Consider the following 20,243-nt stretch of genomic DNA (forward strand, 5'->3'; position numbering starts at 1 on the left):
GGGCTGCAGCCTCCTCCTTGCAATGCTTTAATGATTATACATGCCTTTATTGTCTTGCGATACGTTTTCATGCAGCGCGGTGTTCAGCCCGTTTGCGATGACGTTTGCCATGTCGTCGATAAACGTGTCGACTTCTTTTGGCGTCACCATTAAATTATGGCCCAATGGGGCAAGCACTTCATAAATCAGCTGCCTTTTTTCATCTTCCTGAAGCCCTCCGACAATGCCGAGGAACGATTTGCGCTGCTCCTCGTCCGGAAGATCTTCCTCAGTCAACACCTTCTTTTTCCCGAAGCTCATTCCCGCAGGAACAAGGGAACGGGACGGGCTGTTGTCTCTCATTTCTCTTCCAAAATGCTTCAAAATATAATCGATCGTATCGCTTGTAATCGTGACCGCATCGACTACAGTCGGAACGCCGATGGCGATGACGGGAATGCCGAGCGTTTCCTTGCTCAATTCTTTTCGTTTATTCCCCACCCCTGAGCCGGGATGTATGCCACTGTCGGAAATTTGGATGGTTGAATTGACGCGTTCGATCGCCCGTGATGCAAGAGCATCGATCGCGATGACAAAATCGGGCTTTGAACGGTCGATCACGCCCTGGATGATATCGCTCGTCTCGATTCCCGTCAGCCCCATCACACCCGGTGAAAGCGCGCTGACCGGACGGTAGCCTTCCTCCACGTTTTCCGGCTGAAGTTGAAACAGATGCCTTGTGACAAGAAGGTTTTCAGTTACAAGCGGTCCGAGTGAATCAGGGGTCACATTCCAGTTTCCCAGCCCAACAATTAAACAGCTGGCATCCTCTCCAATCCCCAAATACTCAAGAAAAGCGGAAAACTCCTTGGCAAACACATTAATCACTTTTTCCTGAAGCTCGGAATCCTGCTGCCTGATTCCCTGCGTTTCAAAGGTTAGATAGCGCCCCGCTTTTTTGCCGGACAGTTTGGCCCCATCTTCGTCAATATCCATCGTCTGGACTTTTATCCCGTCCTTCTCATATTCTTTGATTGTAAATCCTTTCAGTTCTTGTTGGGGAGAGGTTTCCCTCTCATGGGCCAAATCCTTTGCTTCAACGGCTAAATCCGTCCGAACGGTATACTGGCTTAAGTCAAGCTTTTTTTTCTCCATGTTTGCATTCCCTCCAAAAACATAACTGTTGATAGTGTTTCCCTGCTGTCCTGCAAACATTCCCCAAAGGACCTCTTTCAAATAAAAATACTTTACATTTATATTGCAATCTAAAGGTGTGTTTGATAGAATACAATTTGTTCTATTGTTGAGATCTAACCTATAGAAAAAGGAACAGAGGTTATTTCTTAGGAGGTGAAACACATTGCCAAACATTAAATCAGCGATCAAACGCACAAAAACAAACAATGAGCGCCGCGCACACAATGCGACGATCAAATCTGCAATGCGCACTGCCATCAAACAAGTTGAAGCTCTTGTAAGCAACAACGAAGCAGACAAAGCAAAAGCAGCTCTATCCGTTGCAGCTAAGAAAATTGACAAAGCAGCGAAAAAAGGTCTTGTCCACAAAAATACTGCGGCTCGTTACAAATCAAACCTTGCTAAAAAAGTGAACGGACTTTCTGCATAAAAGAAAGCTTGGCGAAAGCCAAGCTTTTTTGCTTGCCATGCGAAAAGCGGCCTCTCTCCTATAGAGGGCCGCTTTTTTCATCCGGCTGCAAAAGCCGTAGCAGAAACAGTTCAAGCAGAAGCTGCTTGTCCTTTTTTCCGGTCTTCATTTCATAATCGATCACGGCGAGCTGTTCGATAATGCTTTTGAGCTCCTGTTCTGAAAACAGCCTCGCCTGATCGCTCGCCAGCTTTATTCTGAACGGATGGACTTTAAGATTTGAAGCAATTTGCTTTTGTCCGTAGCCCTGCTGTGAAAAATATTTGGTATGCAGGATCAGCCGGAATTGATTGGCGATCAGCGCCATCATTTTAATCGGTTCTTCATTTTGTTTCAACAGGTCGTAAAAAATCTGGAGCGCTTCTGTTCGCCTGCGGTTGACGACCTTGTTGATCAATTCAAAAATATTCTGCTCGAGTCCCCTTGCAACAAGCTTTCTAACGTCATCCAGCATAATCTGATCGCGGTCGCCGATATATGTACTGAGCTTTTTGACCTCTTGAGCGATGGCCGACAGGCTCGCATTGCATAATATGACAAGCTCCTCAGCCGCTTCTGTTTCGATTTGTTTCCCCTCTGAGGCGGCAAGGCTTTTCATGAAGTCGGCTGTTTCTTTCCCGTTCAGCTCTTTCGCTTCGACCATATGCGCGTGTTTTTTCAGCAGCTTGGTCAGCTTTTTTCGTTCATCGAGCTTTTCATAAGGAGCCAGCAAAACAAACACGGTGTAAGGCGCCGGCTGCGCGATGTAAGCCTCAAGAGCGCCCAGGTTGTGTTCCAGCTTTTCCTTCTTTTTTTCAGCCGTTAAAAAAGACGGGTTTTTAGCAACGACGAGACGCCTCTCTCCCATAAAAGGAAAGGTTTCAGCATCTTCAACGGCAAGATCGAGCGCATCTTCTTCCAAGTCAAACACGGAAAGATTAAAGTCTTTCGTTTCTTCATCAACGACGGCTTGTCTTATCATTTGAACCGTCTCCTGCAGCAGATATGTCTCTTTTCCGTATAAACAGTAAACAGGATGAATATTGCCTTTTTTTAAGCTTTTCCAAACATCAAATACCATCATCTGTACTTTCCTCTCTTTCATCCTTCCCTTCTATCCTAAAGTGTGTGTTCCAATTAGTAAAGAGAGAAGCGGAGTCATCCGCTCTCTCATTTATAATAAACGCCTTCTATAAACCCCCGGGCCAGTTTATAAAAGACGATGTTCATAAATGTTAGAAAACGGTTGCAGGAAGCTTCTAGATTTTTCTAAGGAATTGAATTATACTGAATATCAATAGGAGGGGTAAATTGTGAATGAATTTGAAAAAGACGTACAAAGCAAACGTAATGATCTTGTAGATTCAGGTGTCGGTTTTGTCGTGGCTTTTGGATTTTTTGCTGCAATGTTTATCATCGCTACTGTCATACATTTGGCTGCATGACCGCAGCCGGATTTCGCGGCATCACATATGAAAAAACTTTTGCCTTCCGCCAGCCAAACTGCCGACTGCTTAACCGCAGTCTTTTTTCTGTTACGGGGAATATACTTTATCATATGGAGGATGGAGCAAAAACGTTCCGTCCCCTCTTCCAAATAGGTACTGAACCGCTCCGTCCCGGTCTGTCCTGAACACCTTGACCTGATGGCGTTTTAAAATCTCCAGCACCTCTTTGTGGGGATGGCGGTAGCGATTGTTTTCCCCCGCCGATATGAGGGCCGCTTTCGGTTCGATACGGTTGATCAGCTCCTCTCCTGTCGATCCTTTGCTCCCATGGTGGCCGACTTTAAGAATGTCGGCTTTCAGCCTTGGATAGGCTTTGAGCATCTCCCGCTCGCCTTCCTTTTCCAAATCGCCTGTTAAAAGCCAGCTGAAGCCTCCAGCGTTCATCCATAAAACGAGGGAACTGTTGTTTTTGCTGTTTTTGTCTGCCGTTTCCGGCGAAAGAACATAAAACACCAGATCACCAATGACCAAGCGGTCCCCTCTCTTTGCCGTTTTCACATCCACTCCCCTTTCCAGAGCAAAACGGAGGAGCTTTTCATCTGCCGGTTCTGCCGCATATCCTTTCGGCACAATCAATTGTTTCACCTTATTTTTCCCGATCAGAATTTCAGCCTCTCCCATATGATCATGATCGGCATGCGTCAAAATCAAAGCATCAAGTTGTTTAACGCCTTTTGAAGCAAGAAAGGGGATTAATACTCTTTCTCCCAAGGATACATCTTTTTTTCTTTCCCGCCATGCCTCCTTTTTAAAGGAAACAATCCCTCCGGTATCAATTAAAACATTTCCCTTTTGCCCCGGAGCGCTGATATATATGCTGTCTCCCTGCCCGACATCAAGCATTGTCACTTCTCCTGAACCGATGAAATGCGGGGCAGCGGCGTGAAACAGAAAAGCGGAAGCAAGCAGACAAGCCGGAATGGCGAGCGTTTTGCAAGAGATTGCTTTTTCGATAGACATCAGAAGGACACATATTGAAGCTATATAAAAAAGCAAATGGATGACATCGGGTTTAACAGCGGAGAACGTGAAGATCTCAAGGGAAGACGCCGCTTTTACCGCCCAATGGCTCCATCCGAGCAGCCAGTCAAGCACGCCCATTGCAAGATTCCCAAGAGGAGGCGCAACCAACAAAATCAATAACCCGCCAAATGACAGCGGCATCACGATGAACACATAAAACGGTACAAAACATAGATTCATGAGGACACTGAGGAAGGAAACCTCTTGAAAGTGAAAGAGAAGAATCGGAAGTGAACCGAGCTGGGCCACAAAAGAAGCCAACAACAGCCTGACGGTTTGATGTTTAGGTTTTAAAAGTATTTCTTTTGAAAGAATAAACACGAAGGATGCTGCAAAAGAAAGCTGAAAACCTGCCTGGAAAAGCATATAGGGGTTGAATAACAATAGACCGAGCCAGGCAATGCTGAGAACCTGCGCGCTCCTTAAACGATTCTTGAACAATGAAGAAAGCAAATATATTTCAGACATGAACGCCGCTCTAAGCACCGAGGGAGCTGCGCCTGTCAGCATAACCGCGGCTGGAAGCATCATGATCAAGCACCATTTTGCATGTTCCCTCGTTATCCCGATCCGGAGCAGCATGTAAAATAAAACGGCCGAAAGTATGCCTACATGGAGACCTGAAATGGCTAGAAGATGGATGATCCCGAGGCTTTGATATCCGTCCAGCACGTCCTGCTCAATCAGAAACCTGTCGCCGAAAACCAGCGCCTGTACAATACCCGCAGATGTTTCAGGCACATGTTTCTCTATAAAACCAAGACCGGCTTTTCGGATTTTCAGCAAAAATGAAGCCGGACCGCCTCCTGACTGACAGCCTTTGATCGACTGAACCGAAAAATTCCAGTGAATGCCCTGCTGGCGCAGATATTCTTTACGATCAAACGTCCCGGGTACAGTTGCTCTCTTAGGAGTTTTTAATACGCCTGTCATGAAACATGTACTGCCCGGCTCAAACTTCGAAAGCGCCGCTTTTTCCTGTGGAGACTGAAGGATGTAGTTCGCTTTCACCGCTTCTCCTTCAGCCATTTCGGCAGTGAAAGCGAGACGGTCCCCGTCTATTCTCGGAATATCGCGAACAGACATGTACGCACGGAAAGCGCCTTCCTTGTAGCGAGTCGTATTCGAACTGTCAATGGCCATAAAATAAATCATATAAAAACCGCAGATGACTGTACAAATGAAAAAAAGGAGAAATTGCTTCTTGATCTGACTGAAGATGAAAAGCAGACTTAAAAAGATGATGAGAGGGAGAAAAGAAGAAGATTGGGCGGAAGCAATTCCGGCTGCTGCTGAAATTGCTCCGCAGGGAAGGATGCGGTAGAGAAGACCCATTGTAGATTACACGTAGCTCGTAAACAACTTATTGGCCTGTTCATGGATTTTTCTGATTTCCGCTTCTTCCAGTCCCGCCTCAGACAGCTGTCTGATCAGATCGGCCACAAATGATAATTTCTCCTGATTTTTCAAGTCAATGATCATTTCGTCCAGCTCCACCTGCTCCACTCTGACCGAAGCCTGCTCGAACAGTTCGGCTGCATACGGATGATTTTTATAATCCTTTGCATAATATATCGTTTTGATTCCCGCTTGAATAATGGATTTGCAGCATTGGATGCACGGAAAGTGAGTCACGTATATTTCAGCGCCTTCAGTCGGAACGCCGAATTTTGCACATTGAAGGATCGCATTCATTTCCGCGTGAATCGTCCTGACACAGTGCCCGTCGATGACGTAGCAGCCTTCATCTGTACAATGGACTCCTCCAGCGATTGATCCATTGTAGCCTCCGGCGATAATTCGTTTATCCCTGACTATCGTTGCTCCCACAGCAAGCCTTGTACAAGTACTGCGAAGCGCAAGCAAATGGCTTTGCGCCATAAAGTATTGATCCCAAGAAATCCGTTCCACTTCATTTCCCTCCAAAATACGATGTAAGCTTCCCTAAGTTTACATATGTTTATCCTTTGGCGTCAATTTACTTTACTGATATTGACGATTTTATTTTCTCAAACGTTTTTTCGCCAATCCCTGATACGTTTGTAATGTCTTCAATCCCCTGAAAAGGGCCGTTCTCTTCACGGTATGCGGCGATCGCCTCCGCTTTTGAAGGTCCGACGCCGGGGATCGCTTGAAGCTCCTCGTGGGAAGCGGTATTGATATTCACCGTTTCCGTTCCGCCTTCAGCACTTGATGGTGCTGCCGTTCCTGTACCGGCTTGAACGGTTTCTTCGCCTTCAAACGGAATATAAATCACCATGCCGTCCTGAAGGACAGCAGCCAGATTGATTTGTTTTCCCTCTGCGTTTTTCACGGTGCCCCCGGCTTTTTTCAGCAATTGGTGCACTCTTTCTCCCGTCTTCATCTCATAAACGCCCGGTTTTTTAACAGCCCCCTTCAGATCTACGACAATTCTGTCCGGTTCTTCGCTTTCCTTTTTCTCCGCTAGATCGGCCGCTTGAACGGATGCGGCATCAGCCGGCAAAGAGTCGCTTCCGGCTGATTCATGGTGGAGTTTTGGCATTACCATGATCGAAATGACAGAGAGCGCCGCAATAAAGACTCCCGCCACAGCCCATTTGTAACGTTTCAGACTATTCACCAACAACTCACCTTGCTTTCCATACATATTTTGACTAAGGCCTTCATATCGTTTAAAAGATACAGGTTTAAAGGAGGGGAGAACGATTGAAAATCGGCTTTATCGGCACAGGAAATATGGGGACCATACTCATTGAGGCGCTAATTGAATCTAAAGCGGCCATTCCCTCATCTTTAACAATCACAAACAGAACGATCGACAAAGCGTTAAACATAAAAAAGCGATACCCGGGCATTCAGGTCGCAGAGCGGCCGGAAGAAGCCGTTTCCGAAAGCGAGGCCGTGTTTATTTGTGTAAAGCCGCATGATATACACCCTTTGTTAAAACGATTGGCACCTGTTTTCACACCGGATCAGATTGTGATTACCATAACGAGCCCGGTTCAGGTCGAACAGCTTGAAACCATTGTTCCGTGCCAGGCGGCGAGAGTGATTCCAAGCATTACAAACAGGGCTTTGTCAGGCGTTTCGCTTTTAACATTCGGTGAAAGCTGCAAACCGGAGACAAGAGAAAAGATCACAGACCTGATGAAGAAGATATCGATTCCTCTGGAAATCGAAAACGGCATTACAAGGGTTGCCTCAGATATTGTCAGCTGCGGCCCCGCCTTTATCAGCTATTTAATCCAGGAGTTTATCCAAGCGGCCGTTGAAGAAACATCTGTGTCGAAAGAGGATGCCATTTTGATGTCAAAGGAAATGCTTGTCGGTTTGGGAAGGCTGCTCGAAAGCGAACTTTATACACTGCCGACGCTTCAGAAAAAGGTTTGTGTAAAAGGCGGGGTGACCGGTGAAGGGATCAAGGCGCTGGAAAGCGGTGTTCAAGACATGTTCCGCCAGATGTTCCGCAACACCCATTTGAAGTATGAAGAGGATATTGCCGCCGTCAAGAAGCAATTCCAAGTCTGATTCATTGTTGCATACCTGATGCGGTTTCTCAACAACGAAAAAAGGCATTTTTAAAACCATCGTCATGTTAAACGATGGTTTTAGCTTTTTTGGCTGTATAAAAATGGCGTTCTGTATCTGGCGCAGGTTTTCGATCTGAAAAATCGGCCGTTATCTGCTGTACGTCAAATCCCGATGCTCGCAAAAAACGGGTGTATTCCTCAGTTTCAAATGTCCGCTGTTCATGGGTTTCATCAAAACGTTCATACACCCCTCCATTTTCTACGAAGAACGTCAGATCGTGCACAACCGAATGGACGGCTTCTCCCGGAAAGCTTTGCCAGATCACGCTGATCTCTTCATCTTGATCAGCATACGTACTGCCGGGAAAGACATCATCCATTTTGTATACGGAATGGACATCAAACAACAGAAGACCGTCATCCTTCAATAATGAAAAAACGCTTTTAAACGTATCTAAAACATCTTTTTCATCTTTTAAATAATTTAAGGAATCACAGCAAATCACAACCGCGTCGAATTTTTGATCATGCCCGGATAAGTCGCGCATATCCTGCTGAAAAAAACGGATGGGCAGCTGCCGGCCGGCTGCTTTTTGCTGAGCCTGCGCCAGCATGTCTTCGCTGATATCAACGCCTGTGACATCATATCCCTTTTCTGCGAGGCGTACGGACATTTCTCCTGTCCCGCACGCCAAATCGAGAATCCGTACAACATCTTTCCCGTACGCACTGAGCGTATTCTCTATCCATTCGACCCACTGGTCATACGGGGCATGAGCCATCAGCGTGTCATATACGCCTGAAAATCCTTTATAAATCATTAATTGACTCCGAATGTGAGATCTTCAATCGGGGCGTCTCCCCAAAGTTTTTCAAGGTTGTAATAGCCTCTTTCTTCCTTGTGGAAAACATGGGCAATGACGTCTCCCAAATCGATTAAAATCCATCTGGCTTCGTCAAACCCTTCCATTTTCTTGACGTCTATTCCATTTTCTTCAGCCCGATCCTTAATTTCCCGGGCAATTGCCTGTACCTGCTTATCAGAATTCCCGTGGCATATCAGAAAATAATCGGCTACAAGAGAGATTCCCTGCATATTCATGGCGATAATATCTTCTGCACGTTTATCATCACAGGCTTCAGCGGTAATTTTCAAAATTGAAGCTTGATCCATTCACAAATTCCTCCTATTGTCTTTCTTTTAGCAAAGCATTATATGTCGCGATCGTATCCGGAAAAACGGCTTGGTTTTTCTTCAGTAAAAAGGTGATCGTATTTTTTAACGCTTGGATGAGCGCAAGATCCAAATTCTCTTCGGCCAGGGCGCGAACCTCATCAACACCCGGAAAAAGACGGCCCGGCTCAATATAATCTGCGACATAGATAATTTTTTCCAACAGTGTCATACCTGGCCTTCCGGAAGTATGATATCTGATCGCAGACAAAACGTCTTCATCCGTAATGCCGACTTCCGTCTTCACAAGCGATGCTCCTGCGGGCGCATGCCAAAGCTCATGGTGAAAATCAAGCACCTCAAGAGACTTGTTCTCATCTAAAATAATTTGCTTCATTTCCTCTTTCGGACGAAACTTGGCATAGTCATGAAAAATCGCGGCGGTTTCAGCCTTCTTCACATCTGCCCCAAACCGTTCCGCAAGCTTTACCGCCGTTTCCATTACGCCGACCGTATGCGTATACCTCTGCTCTGTCAGCTGCTCTTTCACACAAGCTAATGCTTCATCACGTTTCATATAAACGATTCTCCTTTACGTAGACCTTCACTTCGTCAGGAATTAAGTAATCAGTCGGCTGACGGTTTTTGATGCGGTCTCTAAGTAAAGATGATGATACCTCAAATGCCGGAACATCCACATACACAAGCGGATAAGGCGTATCGACCTGAAAGCCCGGGCGCTTGACTCCGACAAATTGGATCTCTTTAACCAGTTCGTCAATATGCGACCACTTCGGCAAGTATTCGATCATGTCCGCACCGATAATAAAATAGAAATGATGATCCGGATACCGTTTCTTTAACAGCCGAACCGTATCAAACGTATAGGAAGGCCCTTCCCTTTCAAGCTCAATCGTCTCCACTTTAAAACGCTCTTTCCCCGAAATCGCGAGCTTCAGCATTTCGAGGCGGTGACGGCTTAGCGAAAATGAATTTTCCAGTTTATGCGGCGGAATTTGATTCGGCATAAACCAGATTTCATCAAGCTCCATCTTGTAAAGCACTTCATTCGCCATTAATAAATGCCCGTTGTGCGGAGGATCAAACGTCCCTCCGAAAACCCCGATTTTCTTCATGTTTACCACCTTTAAATCTTACGGAAGCTTGATCTGTTTATTTTCTTTTGACTCCTTATAGAGCACAATGATATTGCCGATCGTTTGCACCAGTTCGGCACGTGCGCCGTTCGTCAAAGCTTCAGCCACCTCGTCTTTAGGCTGCTCACAGTTTTGAAGCACGCTTACTTTAATGAGCTCTCTGGCTTCGAGCGCTTCACTGATTTGTTTTATCATATTATCATTGACACCGCCTTTTCCGACTTGAAAAATCGGTGACAGATGATGCGCTTCCTTCCGCAGATAGCGTTTTTGTTTTCCAGTTAACATTCTTTTCCTCCTAATTTTCGCAAAACGATTGATTTCATTTTTTCCATATCAGGCTCATGCCCTGTCCACAGTCCAAAAGAAAGCGCGGCCTGGCCGATGAACATTCCAACACCGTTCAATGTGTGTAAGCCCTTTGCCTCAGCCTCTTTTAACAAAGCGGTTTTCAGCGGGTTGTAAATAATATCGCATACAAGGCATGTTTCTTTTGCCCGTGCTAAAGAAAGCGGAACATCGTCCACATGCGGATGCATGCCGACCGAGGTGGTCTGTATCAGTACATCATACGCCTCCAGATGCTCCTCTGCTTCCGCCAAAGACACGGCTTTCGTTTGCCCGCTATAAAGCTGAATAAACGCTTCTGCTTTTTCAGGCGTGCGATTCGCTACATCGAGCCGTTTCGGCCGCTCAGATGCAAGGGTTGTAAAGATCGCGCGGGCCGCTCCGCCCGCCCCGATAATCAGAATCGAAAGTTCGCTGACCGGCTTATCAAGAGACGGCTTCAGCGATTTTAAAAATCCTTCTCCATCTGTATTATATCCGACCAGCTCTTCTTTTTCTCTTCTGACAGTGTTTACCGCTCCAAGCACTCTGGCGCTTTCATCAATCCGGTCGAGATATTTCATGATCGCTACTTTATGCGGAACCGTCACGTTAAATCCTTGAATGCCAAGGGCCCGCATTCCCTTCACAGCATCTTCAAGATCATCGTTTTCAACGCGGAAAGCATGATAGTATCCGTCTAAAGAAAGATCTTTCAAGGCTGCATTATGGATGTCGGGAGACATGGAATGCGCCACAGGATTTCCAATCAGTCCATATATCGGTTTCATCGCTCTCTCCCCCAGCTTATATTAAAGATCGGCGCACAAAGACGTGAACGCCTTTAGGCGCATGGGCGACAATCCTTTGATTCGCCCCTTGAACGGTAACCCAGCCAAGTCCTGAAAATACAACGTCTGTCTTCGGCTCCTTTATCGTAAACGTGTGTTTCACAAGCTCGGGAAATGTGTCAAGTTCCTCTTTTGCAGGAGGTGCCAGCAGTTCCCCAGCGTGTTTTTCATAAAGCTCGTCCGCATTTTCAAGCTTTGTTCTGTGAATGTTTAGTTCATTAGGCATATAGCACACAAACGAAGACCTGCCGCCGGATATATAGTCAAACCGGGACAGTCCGCCGAAAAACAGCGTTTGCTGCTCATTCAGCTGAAAATTGCGCGGTTTTAGTTCTTTTTTGGGCGTCAATATTTTCAAATCGCGCTTGGCGACATAATGCGCCATCTGATGATGGTTGATAATGCCCGGGGTGTCATACATCGATGAACCGTCATCAAGGGGAATTTCAATCGCATCAAGCGTTGTCCCCGGATACTGGGAGGTTGTGATGATATCCCCTTCGCCTGATACTTCTTTAATAATCCGGTTGATAAACGTCGATTTTCCGACATTCGTGCACCCGACGACATAAACGTCTTTGCCGTGCCTGTAATGTTCAATCGCTTCGATTGCTTCTTTCATCCCCTGCCCGCGCCCTGCGCTGACAAGCAATACATCAACAGGCTTTAAACCGAGCTCTTTTGCTTCGCGCTTCATCCAATGAACGAGGCGCTCGCGTTTGACTGATTTGGGCAGAATATCTGCTTTGTTTCCTATTAACAGGATCGGGTTGCCGCCGACAAAGCGGTTTAATCCGTTAATCCAGCTCCCGTTAAAATCGAATATGTCGACGATTTTCACGATGAGCGAATCGGTTTCCCCGATGCTGTGCAGGATTTTGAGAAAGTCATCATCGGTCAAGGAGACATCCTGGATCTCGTTGTAGTTTTTCAGCCTGAAACAGCGCTGACAGATGACGTCGTCTTTTAATAAAGAAGCTTCAGGCGCATAGCCCAATTCATTTTTGTTTTCGGTTTGGATGGCGACTCCGCATCCGATGCAAACTATCTTTTCCATGCTTTACTCCTCCCACTGAATATGGCCTTTCCGTTTTAATGCGCTCAGGATTCTGCGTTCCACCTGCCGGTTAAAACGTGTAAAAAAGCCATCTGAAGCGGCCACGGGCACAACCAAAATCGTGTGGAAGCCGTTGCGGTTGCCGCCGAGCACATCGGTCATCAGCTGGTCACCGATGACGACGACTTCTTCTTTTTTGAGGCCCATATTTTTAACCGCTTTTCGAAAGGCTCTGCCCATCGGCTTTTTCGCTTTATAAATAAATGGGATGTTAAGCGGTTCAGAAAATATTTTGACGCGTTTTTCATTATTATTGGAGACAATCGTTACTTTAATGCCGTTCTCCTTCATCTCCTCAAACCATTCAATAAGACGCGGTGTTGCGCTTGGCCTGTCCCATTCCACAAGCGTGTTGTCAAGATCCGTAATAATTCCTTTTACATTCCGCTCTTTTAGTTTTTCAGGGGTAATATGAAAAATATTTTTTACAAATTCATCCGGCAAAAAAAACTTTTTTAACACAAGCCGCACCCTTTCCTTTCTCTTTAACTGCTGCTTCTTGAAAGTGTCGAATCAAATCTAAAAGTGTCTTAAAACATCGGCTCTCCGAAAAGTTTTCGACATATAATAGGATTCTTCAACAGGTGTGGATAAAATTACACACAGTATCCACTCTTATTTCATCGACCTTTTATTAAATTATAAACATGATACCCACAAGTTATCCACTTTTTGGTGTGGATAACAGAACGATTGTTCTCGCCCATTATTCATGATAGATTATAGGTACTTCAACCACAGATTAAATAACTTAACACTATATGTTGATTTCAAACAGGTTATTCCATTTTTAAAGGAGGTGTCTTCCCCATTAAATGGGTACCGAGTATGAGAAAGCTGTCTGATGAACTTTTAATAGAATCATACATTAAAGCAAATGAGATGAATTTAAACCGTGAATTCATCGAGCTGATTGAAACTGAAATTAAAAGAAGGTCGCTCGGTCATCTGCTTTCCGTCTCTTCGTAGCTAAGCATTCCCGGGCGTTCTTGGGCTTTTTTCACTTAGGTTGATATTATATCACTTGAATAATACGCTTACTACTGTTTTAACGAAAAAAACACCTCTTAAAAGAGGTGCTACTTGAAGAACCCGTAAGGACTCAGCCAATAGAAACCGCCAATGACCAGCAGGACGACCAAGAGTACGACGATGAACGCGTAACCGTATGCTGCACCTGCATTCGCGGTGTAGGCCGGATAGGGAAATCCGCAGGTCATATGTCATCCCTCCTTTGGACAGTTATAGTAACAGCCTATGAACTGAAAAAGAGAAATGGCTAGGCCTTTGACCGTATGTCAGGAAGTTTTTATGACTTGGCTCTTGTCAATGCCTTCAAAAATAATTCTCGCGCCTTTTGGGGTCAGGTGATTTCCCGATGGGTCGATGAACCCCGATTTGATCAAGTTCTCATCAGTGGCACCACCCGCCTTGTTCACGATGTTTTTCCAATTGTCAATCAATGGAACATGCAGCTTTCGAGCCGTTTCTCTTGTCACATCATTATAGGAATCATGCCACTTTCTCGCTCCTCCGTATTTTTCAAACGAACCAGCCCGGTATCTTGCATAATAAAATATATTGTTGCCGCTTCCTTCAACAAGGGGGAGACACGTCATCAACACCGGTTCTATGCCGCGGCGCCTGCTTTCTTTGACAAAATAATAGAGATTTTCTTTAAATCTTTTTTTGGAAACCCGCGGAACGCCTTTTCCGAGGATCGCTGCATCATTTGTTCCAAACATAATCAAAAGATACGCCGGCCGCTTGTCGAGCACGTCCCTCTTAAACCTCAGCCTGGCATCCTCCGTCGTTTCTCCGCCGATACCCGCATTTTCTATTTGATATTTCCCGCGAACTGAAGTTTGAAGTAAATTGACCCATTTTTCCGCTTTTGGATAATCACGAAACTGCCAATTTGAACCGCGTGTATTGCTGTCTCCAAATGCGACGATTTTCCGTGTGTTTTGCCCACCGCACCCCGAAAAAAGCAGTAATAAAGCGAGGGCAAACACAAAGCTTTTTTTCATCGTTTCCACCTCCAAAAGCCCAATAATACGATGATATAGCAGAAGTCTGCACCGTTTCAATGGGAAAACTCTCTTGATGCGGGCGAGTACAGCAAAACCGTTACTACAGCCTTTAACCTGTCCCCTCCAATAAAAAACATTCGCATAGGCTTAGCGATTTTCGACAAATAATGAATATGGTTTTTAGCGGGTGAAAGCCCAATTTCTCTGCGAGACGGATCGAAGCTTTGTTGTAAAGATCACAATCCCAGCGAGGTTTTATCCGAAGGTCATGGCAATACGAAATAAAAGCACAGGGCGTACAGCATGGCATACCCGCGTCCCCTGAAGGCAGAATGTGCAGCGATGCCGATCTCGGCAAAACGCTGAGAGCGGAAAATTGCGGCGCATTCACTTACCGTACGTCTTTCGCTGAGGACTTTAAAACCGAAGCCGTTCGTTAAAAAATTCTCTATTCCTCCCCAATATTCATTGACATATGTTTCATTAAAAATCGGGCTGTGTTTCAGAACGTTTTCAGAGAACGCCTCAACCACCGTAGCAACGTCTTCTTCTAGGTGTTCAGGTTCTTTTAATCATTTGTTGTAATGAATCTCGCAGACCGTCTGTTAAAAAAGCGTCCCACTCCGGTGAATCTGAAAAGACGGTAAAACGCCTGCCATGCCTCCGCTCTTCAGATGATGAAGCCATTCGTTCCGCTCCCTTTCCGGGGGCCTGCCGGCAAGATGATAAACCCCGGACAATGTTTGAAAAATGGCGGTGCGCCGAGAGACAGAATAGTCAACATAGACGTTCCCATCGATGATCCCATCTGCTATGGCATGAGCAAATGTCGGACTTTCCTCTTTTAACAGTCGTTTCGCTCTCGAAATATCCCACGCCTTCAGCTTTATCATCTTTTCCTCCCATATGTAAGGCGCCTTTCAAGCAGAAAGCGCCGGATTTTCGTCTTGCATGTTGGTCCCCTTATTGCCAACCGGCTCGTTATCTGTCAGCCGCTTCTTGGCCGCCGGCGATGTTCCGGTCAAAGATAAAAACGGAAACGGCCATATCTTCTTGAATCTTGATGTCTGAAAACAGATGCTCCAGTTTTGCGCCGATCAGCTCTTCCATGCCCTCAGGCGTTCGGTTCGAATAATGCTCCTGGATCAGGCTCGTCCTGGCCGCGTGCACCATTTCCTTGCCTTCAGGCGTGCTTGCGATAAACTGCTCGCTTGCGGTCAAATTGCCGTAAAGCGTCGAAACCGCCATATTGTCGACAAACACGGTGTGAATCCGGTCAGGTCCTTTTCCAAACAGCTCTTTTCGAAGCTTCCGAATGATATCATTAAACTCGTGGATTTTTTTAGACATCCCTATACCCCTTCCCCTAAACCATACAAAATATCTAGATGTCCCATTAGACACTTAACTTGGTTAAAATTTTCCTATTCTATTGAATTATAATAAATATCACTTTATAATAAAAGTAAAGTTGATGGATTCATAATAGGGAACGTGTTATGAGTCTATCTGATTCTACATATCTGGATTGGTCTGTTAGTAAGGATTGCTAGTAAACTATTCCGCCATGTATGTTTATGCCGATTGCCCGAATGGGAACCGGTATATGTGTACATGGCTTTTTTGATTTCTAAAGAATGATGGAGGGACATGATGTTGGACGGAAAGTCGATCAGTATCAAAATAGACGGCACAGAATATAAAGCGCGGGCCGGGGCAACAGTTTTGGACATTTTGAATGAAAACGGGATTGAGCATCCTCAAATTTGCCACGTCCCCGAGGTCGATCCCATTCAAACGTGCGATACTTGCATTGTGGAAGCGGACGGCAAATTGAAGCGGTCATGCTCGCTGAAAGCGGAAGACGGGATGTCGATCAGCCTGTCGGGAGAGCGGGTGAAACAGGCGCAGACAGAAGCGATGGACCGCCTCCTCGAAAACCATCTGCTCTACTGTACGGTCTGCGATAATAACAACGGCAACTGCAAGCTCCATAATACGGCGGAAATGATGGGCATTGAACAGCAAACATACCCTTATACGCCGAAGGAAGATCCCGCTACCGCGGTTGATATGTCACACCCCTTTTACCGCTATGATCCGAATCAGTGCATCGCGTGCGGACAATGTGTTGAGGTGTGTCAAAACCTCCAGGTCAATGAAACGCTATCCATCGACTGGGAACGAGAACGTCCGCGGGTGATCTGGGATGACGGCGTTTCTATCAATGAGTCCTCCTGCGTCAGCTGCGGACAGTGCGTGACTGTCTGTCCATGCAACGCCCTGATGGAAAAATCGATGCTCGGGGAAGCCGGATTTTTGACAGGCATCAAAAAGGACGTCATGGAACCGATGATTGACCTCGTCAAAAACGTCGAACCCGGATACAGCAGCATTTTCGCCATTTCTGAAGTAGAGGCGGCAATGCGGGAAAAACGGATCAAAAAAACAAAAACCGTCTGTACATTCTGCGGCGTCGGCTGCAGTTTTGAAGTTTGGACGAAAGGCCGGGATATTTTGAAAGTCCAGCCCGTCTCAGACGCTCCCGTCAATGCCATTTCGACATGTGTAAAAGGAAAATTCGGCTGGGATTTCGTCAATTCCGAAGAACGGATTACAAAGCCTTTAATCCGCAAAAACGGCACATTTGTCGAGTCCACCTGGGAAGAAGCGCTTGATCTCGCCGCCCGCCGCTTAGGAGCAATCCGCAAGCAATACGGCAAAGGCTCTGTCGGCTTGATCTCTTCTTCCAAAATCACGAATGAAGAAAACTACCTCATGCAAAAATTGGCGCGGCAAGTCTTTGAAACCAACAATGTTGACAACTGCTCCCGCTACTGTCAATCGCCGGCAACAGACGGGCTGTTCCGGACAGTCGGCATGGGCGGAGATGCCGGAACAATCAAAGATATCGCCAAAGCCGGACTCGTCATCATCGTCGGCGCCAACCCGGCCGAAGGCCATCCGGTATTGGCAACCCGCATAAAGCGCGCCCATAAGCTGCACGGGCAAAAGCTGATCGTTGCCGATCTTCGCAAAAACGAAATGGCCGAACGGTCGGATCTGTTCATCAGACCGCGGCAAGGAACGGATCAAGTATGGCTCATGGCCGTGACGAAATACATGATCGATCAAGGCTGGCATGATCAAGCGTTCATTGATGAAAACGTGAATTTCTTTGACGATTACAAAAAATCCCTTGAAACATATACCCTTGAATATGCGGAGAGCGTCACAGGCATCAAAAAAGAGACGCTGATCCAAATCGCGGAAATGATCCGGGACGCAGACGGCACCTGTGTGCTGTGGGGAATGGGCGTGACCCAAAACACCGGCGGTTCTGATACGTCCGCCGCCATCTCAAATCTGCTGCTCGCAAGCGGAAACTACCGCCGTCCAGGCGCCGGCGCATATCCGCTCAGAGGCCATAACAATGTCCAAGGAGCATGCGATATGGGAACGCTCCCCGGCTGGCTTCCGGGATACCAGCACATTTCCGATGACAACGCGCGGAAAAAATTCGAAGACGCATACGGCGTGGCGATCGACAGTACACCTGGACTTGATAATATCGAAATGCTTCATTCAATTGAAAAAGGCGATATGAAAGCCATGTATATCGTCGGTGAGGACATGGCCCTTGTCGATTCCAACGCAAACCGCGTCCATGACATTTTATCAGGACTTGATTTTCTCGTCGTTCAGGATATATTTCTTTCGAGAACGGCTCAGTACGCCGATGTCGTCTTGCCTGCGGCGCCTTCGCTCGAAAAAGAAGGAACCTTCACAAATACAGAACGCCGCGTCCAAAGGCTGTATCAGGCGCTTCCGGTGCTTGGCGACGCAAAGCCTGACTGGCGCATTATCCAGGACATCGCCAACCGCCTGGGGGCAGACTGGAACTACAATCATCCGGGGGACATCTTCTCAGAAATGGCAAGCCTGTCTCCCCTGTTCAGTCAAGCAAGCTATGAAACGCTTAAGGGCTGGAACAGTTTTCTGTGGGGCAGCTTAACCGGTGAAAGCACACCGCTCCTTTATGAAGACGGTTTTAACTTTCCTGATAAAAAAGCGCGTTTTGCCCCTGCCGATTGGACAGAGCCGGCCGAATTCCCTGATGAGTACGATCTTCATATTAACAACGGCCGGATGCTTGAACATTTCCACGAAGGAAATCTGACCAATAAATCAGCCGGGATACAGGCGAAAGTGCCTGACGTCTTTGTTGAGGTTTCTCCAGAGCTTGCAAAAGAACGGGGAATCTGTGACGGATCTCTTGTAAGGCTCGTCTCTCCGTTTGGCGCCGTTAAATTGACCGCGCTCATTACAGACCGGGTACGGGCGAATGAGCTCTACCTGCCGATGAACTCGACAAGCAAAGAGTCAGCGATTAACTTTCTAACGGGTCCGGCGGTTGATGCGCGCACGAACACACCCGCCTATAAGCAGACAAAAGTGCGTATGGAAGTGCTTGGAGGCTGCACGGCGCCGCCGCTGCCGAAAACGAATCCGCGCAACAAAAAACGGCATCCGCAAAACGGGGTTGAAGTGAAACGCAAATGGAGACGCCCGGGATACGTCCATCTGACAGACGAATGAAGGAGGAAATAATCAATGGCCACTCCCATTACCGCCATTCAAAAGGAGAGTAAATCTGAAGAGCAAATCAAGCTTGAGAAACTGGATGAGCTGAAAGCACTTTTGGCAGAAAATGATGAAGCCGTCTCTAAAACGATGAAGCTGCTCGGCGAGCTGAACGGTCTCGGCGTATTTGACGCCGCGGACAGCATGCTGCAGGCGAAAGAAGATATCGCCAAAATCGCGCTCAGCCAGCTGTCCCGCGAGCCTGTCGTGAACCTGCTCAATTCGGCGATCGCCGCAGGCGGCGCCCTGTCAAAATCAGATCCCGAATTAACGGGAAAGCTTATCGCAAGTCTCATGGCAGGCGCGGAACAAGGACAAAGCTTTTTAAAAGAGGATCAAAAAATCACCATCTTTCAACTGCTGAAAGCCATCAACGATCCCGACATCAACCGCGCCGTCGGCTTCGGCCTTCACTTTTTAAAAGGAATGGGCAAAGCGCTGAAGGACTAAAACTGAAAAAAGCCGGCTCCCCAGTTGAGCCGGTTTTTTATTGATATATCCGCCCGCGCATCATCCATTCGATTTGCCGCCGAGCGCTTCTTTTAAAATGCTGGATATCGTCGTGATGAGAACGACGATCATAAGGCCGGTTGTAAATGGGGTCGCATACATTTCTTGAACTCCGATCGCAATGACGCTCAGCCAAATCAGCGCAAGAATAAACAGACGTTTGTTCTTCATATGCTGCGCCAGACTTCATTTATGGATTTACCCCTTTCCTTTCGTCCGGCACTCCCCCCCCCTTGCTTTTATTATCACGCCTCTGTTAACTTTTGTAAATGGATCAAATATTGGAAGCGTTTGCAAAAATATGCGGCTCTGTGTGGAAAAAGCGCCCTTCCGGTAATTTTATCGCGTACAGACACAGACGACCCCCCTCTGACATAACATTTACATATAGGCTTTTGCCTACATACATTTTGTGGAGGTGCCGATAATGACAGGTGTTTTTGCAGCGCTCGGTTATGTCATCAAGGAACTTGTGTTTTTAGTATCATACGTGAAAAACAATGCCTTTCCACAACCGCTCTCAAGCAGCGACGAAAAAAAATACTTAGAATTAATGGCCAAAGGAGATGAACACGCAAGAAACATGCTGATTGAGCACAACCTTCGCCTGGTCGCCCACATCGTCAAAAAATTCGAAAACACGGGCGAAGATTCGGAAGACCTGATTTCCATCGGAACCATCGGCTTAATCAAAGCGATCGAAAGCTATTCAGCCGGAAAAGGAACAAAGCTCGCCACTTATGCCGCGCGCTGTATTGAAAAC

General features: G+C 46.6%; 27 protein-coding genes. 7 read left to right on the plus strand and 20 right to left on the minus strand.

Features of this window, described 5'->3' with window-relative positions; all coding sequences use genetic code 11:
- Nucleotides 1–27: 27 nt before the first annotated feature.
- Entirely contained in the window at nt 28–1,134 is a 1,107-nt protein-coding gene (gene gpr, locus BTR1S_RS09285; RefSeq protein ID WP_006637626.1) for a GPR endopeptidase, read from the minus strand.
- 205 nt (nt 1,135–1,339) lie between these two features.
- On the opposite strand from gpr, the gene rpsT reads away from it, so the two are divergent.
- Nucleotides 1,340–1,606: a 30S ribosomal protein S20 gene (gene rpsT, locus BTR1S_RS09290; protein ID WP_006637627.1), complete on the plus strand. Its 267-nt coding sequence runs from the start codon at nt 1,340–1,342 to the stop codon at nt 1,604–1,606.
- Nucleotides 1,607–1,664: 58 nt separating this feature from the next.
- On the opposite strand, the gene holA is transcribed toward rpsT, so the two are convergent.
- Complete coding sequence (gene holA / locus BTR1S_RS09295) at nt 1,665–2,705, minus strand: DNA polymerase III subunit delta (RefSeq protein WP_029419356.1); 1,041 nt, start codon at nt 2,703–2,705, stop codon at nt 1,665–1,667.
- 232 nt (nt 2,706–2,937) lie between these two features.
- On the opposite strand from holA, the gene BTR1S_RS21825 reads away from it, so the two are divergent.
- The gene (locus BTR1S_RS21825; protein WP_006637629.1) at nt 2,938–3,069 is read left to right on the plus strand and encodes a YqzM family protein; all 132 of its coding nucleotides are present in this window, start codon (nt 2,938–2,940) and stop codon (nt 3,067–3,069) included.
- A 90-nt stretch (nt 3,070–3,159) separates the two neighbouring features.
- Here the strand turns inward: BTR1S_RS21825 and BTR1S_RS09300 are convergent, their stop codons facing one another.
- From BTR1S_RS09300 to BTR1S_RS09310, 3 genes are all read right to left on the minus strand, one after another.
- Nucleotides 3,160–5,490: a DNA internalization-related competence protein ComEC/Rec2 gene (locus BTR1S_RS09300; RefSeq protein WP_029419355.1), complete on the minus strand. Its 2,331-nt coding sequence runs from the start codon at nt 5,488–5,490 to the stop codon at nt 3,160–3,162.
- 6 nt (nt 5,491–5,496) lie between these two features.
- Nucleotides 5,497–6,066, minus strand: coding sequence for a ComE operon protein 2 (locus tag BTR1S_RS09305; RefSeq protein ID WP_006637631.1), 570 nt, complete (start codon nt 6,064–6,066; stop codon nt 5,497–5,499).
- A 67-nt stretch (nt 6,067–6,133) separates the two neighbouring features.
- Nucleotides 6,134–6,757, minus strand: a complete 624-nt coding sequence (locus BTR1S_RS09310) for a helix-hairpin-helix domain-containing protein (RefSeq protein ID WP_029419354.1) — start codon at nt 6,755–6,757, stop codon at nt 6,134–6,136.
- A gap of 86 nt (nt 6,758–6,843) precedes the next feature.
- Here BTR1S_RS09310 and comER point away from each other — a divergent pair, with 86 nt between their 5' ends.
- Complete coding sequence (gene comER, locus BTR1S_RS09315; protein WP_029419353.1) at nt 6,844–7,665, plus strand: late competence protein ComER; 822 nt, start codon at nt 6,844–6,846, stop codon at nt 7,663–7,665.
- Between the two features lie 67 nt (nt 7,666–7,732).
- Here the strand turns inward: comER and BTR1S_RS09320 are convergent, their stop codons facing one another.
- Genes BTR1S_RS09320 through BTR1S_RS09355 form a run of 8 tightly spaced genes read right to left on the minus strand, consistent with a single transcriptional unit; the run spans nt 7,733 to nt 12,755 of the window.
- On the minus strand, nt 7,733–8,488 hold the full coding sequence (locus BTR1S_RS09320; protein ID WP_006637634.1) for a class I SAM-dependent DNA methyltransferase: 756 nt from the start codon (nt 8,486–8,488) through the stop codon (nt 7,733–7,735).
- On the minus strand, nt 8,488–8,841 hold the full coding sequence (gene rsfS / locus BTR1S_RS09325) for a ribosome silencing factor (protein WP_006637635.1): 354 nt from the start codon (nt 8,839–8,841) through the stop codon (nt 8,488–8,490). The genes BTR1S_RS09320 and rsfS overlap by 1 nt, the downstream gene beginning before the upstream one ends.
- 13 nt (nt 8,842–8,854) lie before the next feature.
- Nucleotides 8,855–9,418, minus strand: coding sequence for a bis(5'-nucleosyl)-tetraphosphatase (symmetrical) YqeK (gene yqeK, locus BTR1S_RS09330; RefSeq protein ID WP_029419352.1), 564 nt, complete (start codon nt 9,416–9,418; stop codon nt 8,855–8,857).
- Nucleotides 9,408–9,977, minus strand: coding sequence for a nicotinate-nucleotide adenylyltransferase (locus BTR1S_RS09335; RefSeq protein ID WP_006637637.1), 570 nt, complete (start codon nt 9,975–9,977; stop codon nt 9,408–9,410). The genes yqeK and BTR1S_RS09335 overlap by 11 nt, the downstream gene beginning before the upstream one ends.
- Nucleotides 9,978–9,995: 18 nt before the next feature.
- The gene (gene yhbY, locus BTR1S_RS09340) at nt 9,996–10,286 is read right to left on the minus strand and encodes a ribosome assembly RNA-binding protein YhbY (protein ID WP_006637638.1); all 291 of its coding nucleotides are present in this window, start codon (nt 10,284–10,286) and stop codon (nt 9,996–9,998) included.
- A complete protein-coding gene (aroE, locus tag BTR1S_RS09345) occupies nt 10,280–11,116 on the minus strand; it encodes a shikimate dehydrogenase (protein WP_006637639.1) in 837 nt (278 codons plus the stop codon). Before aroE ends, yhbY begins: the two co-directional genes overlap by 7 nt.
- Nucleotides 11,117–11,132: 16 nt before the next feature.
- Complete coding sequence (yqeH, locus tag BTR1S_RS09350; RefSeq protein WP_029419351.1) at nt 11,133–12,233, minus strand: ribosome biogenesis GTPase YqeH; 1,101 nt, start codon at nt 12,231–12,233, stop codon at nt 11,133–11,135.
- A 3-nt stretch (nt 12,234–12,236) separates the two neighbouring features.
- On the minus strand, nt 12,237–12,755 hold the full coding sequence (locus BTR1S_RS09355; RefSeq protein WP_006637641.1) for a YqeG family HAD IIIA-type phosphatase: 519 nt from the start codon (nt 12,753–12,755) through the stop codon (nt 12,237–12,239).
- 366 nt (nt 12,756–13,121) lie between these two features.
- Here BTR1S_RS09355 and BTR1S_RS09360 point away from each other — a divergent pair, with 366 nt between their 5' ends.
- Entirely contained in the window at nt 13,122–13,262 is a 141-nt protein-coding gene (locus BTR1S_RS09360; protein WP_006637642.1) for a sporulation histidine kinase inhibitor Sda, read from the plus strand.
- 110 nt (nt 13,263–13,372) lie between these two features.
- On the opposite strand, the gene BTR1S_RS22785 is transcribed toward BTR1S_RS09360, so the two are convergent.
- The 6 genes from BTR1S_RS22785 to BTR1S_RS09375 form a co-directional block, all read right to left on the minus strand.
- On the minus strand, nt 13,373–13,513 hold the full coding sequence (locus BTR1S_RS22785) for a hypothetical protein (RefSeq protein ID WP_006637643.1): 141 nt from the start codon (nt 13,511–13,513) through the stop codon (nt 13,373–13,375).
- 78 nt (nt 13,514–13,591) lie between these two features.
- Entirely contained in the window at nt 13,592–14,323 is a 732-nt protein-coding gene (locus BTR1S_RS09365) for an SGNH/GDSL hydrolase family protein (RefSeq protein WP_006637644.1), read from the minus strand.
- Between the two features lie 112 nt (nt 14,324–14,435).
- Nucleotides 14,436–14,636, minus strand: a complete 201-nt coding sequence (locus tag BTR1S_RS23195) for a GNAT family N-acetyltransferase (protein ID WP_255265709.1) — start codon at nt 14,634–14,636, stop codon at nt 14,436–14,438.
- Nucleotides 14,593–14,859, minus strand: a complete 267-nt coding sequence (locus BTR1S_RS23200) for a GNAT family N-acetyltransferase (protein WP_029419350.1) — start codon at nt 14,857–14,859, stop codon at nt 14,593–14,595. The genes BTR1S_RS23195 and BTR1S_RS23200 overlap by 44 nt, the downstream gene beginning before the upstream one ends.
- A 72-nt stretch (nt 14,860–14,931) precedes the next feature.
- Nucleotides 14,932–15,219, minus strand: coding sequence for a hypothetical protein (locus BTR1S_RS23205; RefSeq protein WP_029419349.1), 288 nt, complete (start codon nt 15,217–15,219; stop codon nt 14,932–14,934).
- Nucleotides 15,220–15,307: 88 nt separating this feature from the next.
- Complete coding sequence (locus BTR1S_RS09375; RefSeq protein WP_006637645.1) at nt 15,308–15,676, minus strand: Na-translocating system protein MpsC family protein; 369 nt, start codon at nt 15,674–15,676, stop codon at nt 15,308–15,310.
- Nucleotides 15,677–15,979: 303 nt separating this feature from the next.
- Here BTR1S_RS09375 and fdhF point away from each other — a divergent pair, with 303 nt between their 5' ends.
- Complete coding sequence (gene fdhF, locus BTR1S_RS09380) at nt 15,980–18,925, plus strand: formate dehydrogenase subunit alpha (protein ID WP_087962504.1); 2,946 nt, start codon at nt 15,980–15,982, stop codon at nt 18,923–18,925.
- A 15-nt stretch (nt 18,926–18,940) separates the two neighbouring features.
- Nucleotides 18,941–19,420: a helical membrane plugin domain-containing protein gene (locus tag BTR1S_RS09385; RefSeq protein ID WP_029419348.1), complete on the plus strand. Its 480-nt coding sequence runs from the start codon at nt 18,941–18,943 to the stop codon at nt 19,418–19,420.
- Between the two features lie 60 nt (nt 19,421–19,480).
- Here the strand turns inward: BTR1S_RS09385 and BTR1S_RS22790 are convergent, their stop codons facing one another.
- Nucleotides 19,481–19,651, minus strand: a complete 171-nt coding sequence (locus BTR1S_RS22790) for a hypothetical protein (protein ID WP_169802090.1) — start codon at nt 19,649–19,651, stop codon at nt 19,481–19,483.
- A gap of 253 nt (nt 19,652–19,904) precedes the next feature.
- Between BTR1S_RS22790 and BTR1S_RS09390 the strand changes: the two genes are divergently transcribed.
- Nucleotides 19,905–20,243 (plus strand): sigma factor (locus BTR1S_RS09390; RefSeq protein ID WP_276525771.1); only part of this gene is annotated, 339 nt, incomplete at its 3' end.

It is taken from the genome of Bacillus sonorensis NBRC 101234 = KCTC 13918 (genome assembly GCF_001592005.1).
Taxonomy (GTDB): Bacteria; Bacillota; Bacilli; order Bacillales; family Bacillaceae; genus Bacillus; species Bacillus sonorensis.

Bases quoted from the DNA above. Each gene is read 5' to 3' on its own strand.
- gpr (WP_006637626.1), bottom strand. From the start codon at position 1,134: ATGGAGAAAAAAAAGCTTGACTTAAGCCAGTATACCGTTCGGACGGAT.
- holA (WP_029419356.1), bottom strand. From the start codon at position 2,705: ATGGTATTTGATGTTTGGAAAAGCTTAAAAAAAGGCAATATTCATCCT.
- BTR1S_RS09300 (WP_029419355.1), bottom strand. From the start codon at position 5,490: ATGGGTCTTCTCTACCGCATCCTTCCCTGCGGAGCAATTTCAGCAGCA.
- BTR1S_RS09320 (WP_006637634.1), bottom strand. From the start codon at position 8,488: ATGATTTATAAAGGATTTTCAGGCGTATATGACACGCTGATGGCTCAT.
- rsfS (WP_006637635.1), bottom strand. From the start codon at position 8,841: ATGGATCAAGCTTCAATTTTGAAAATTACCGCTGAAGCCTGTGATGAT.
- yqeK (WP_029419352.1), bottom strand. From the start codon at position 9,418: ATGAAACGTGATGAAGCATTAGCTTGTGTGAAAGAGCAGCTGACAGAG.
- BTR1S_RS09335 (WP_006637637.1), bottom strand. From the start codon at position 9,977: ATGAAGAAAATCGGGGTTTTCGGAGGGACGTTTGATCCTCCGCACAAC.
- yhbY (WP_006637638.1), bottom strand. From the start codon at position 10,286: ATGTTAACTGGAAAACAAAAACGCTATCTGCGGAAGGAAGCGCATCAT.
- aroE (WP_006637639.1), bottom strand. From the start codon at position 11,116: ATGAAACCGATATATGGACTGATTGGAAATCCTGTGGCGCATTCCATG.
- yqeH (WP_029419351.1), bottom strand. From the start codon at position 12,233: ATGGAAAAGATAGTTTGCATCGGATGCGGAGTCGCCATCCAAACCGAA.
- BTR1S_RS09360 (WP_006637642.1), top strand. From the start codon at position 13,122: ATGAGAAAGCTGTCTGATGAACTTTTAATAGAATCATACATTAAAGCA.
- BTR1S_RS22785 (WP_006637643.1), bottom strand. From the start codon at position 13,513: ATGACCTGCGGATTTCCCTATCCGGCCTACACCGCGAATGCAGGTGCA.
- BTR1S_RS09365 (WP_006637644.1), bottom strand. From the start codon at position 14,323: ATGAAAAAAAGCTTTGTGTTTGCCCTCGCTTTATTACTGCTTTTTTCG.
- BTR1S_RS23195 (WP_255265709.1), bottom strand. From the start codon at position 14,636: ATGCCATGCTGTACGCCCTGTGCTTTTATTTCGTATTGCCATGACCTT.
- BTR1S_RS23205 (WP_029419349.1), bottom strand. From the start codon at position 15,219: ATGATAAAGCTGAAGGCGTGGGATATTTCGAGAGCGAAACGACTGTTA.
- BTR1S_RS09375 (WP_006637645.1), bottom strand. From the start codon at position 15,676: ATGTCTAAAAAAATCCACGAGTTTAATGATATCATTCGGAAGCTTCGA.
- fdhF (WP_087962504.1), top strand. From the start codon at position 15,980: ATGTTGGACGGAAAGTCGATCAGTATCAAAATAGACGGCACAGAATAT.
- BTR1S_RS09385 (WP_029419348.1), top strand. From the start codon at position 18,941: ATGGCCACTCCCATTACCGCCATTCAAAAGGAGAGTAAATCTGAAGAG.
- BTR1S_RS22790 (WP_169802090.1), bottom strand. From the start codon at position 19,651: ATGAAGAACAAACGTCTGTTTATTCTTGCGCTGATTTGGCTGAGCGTC.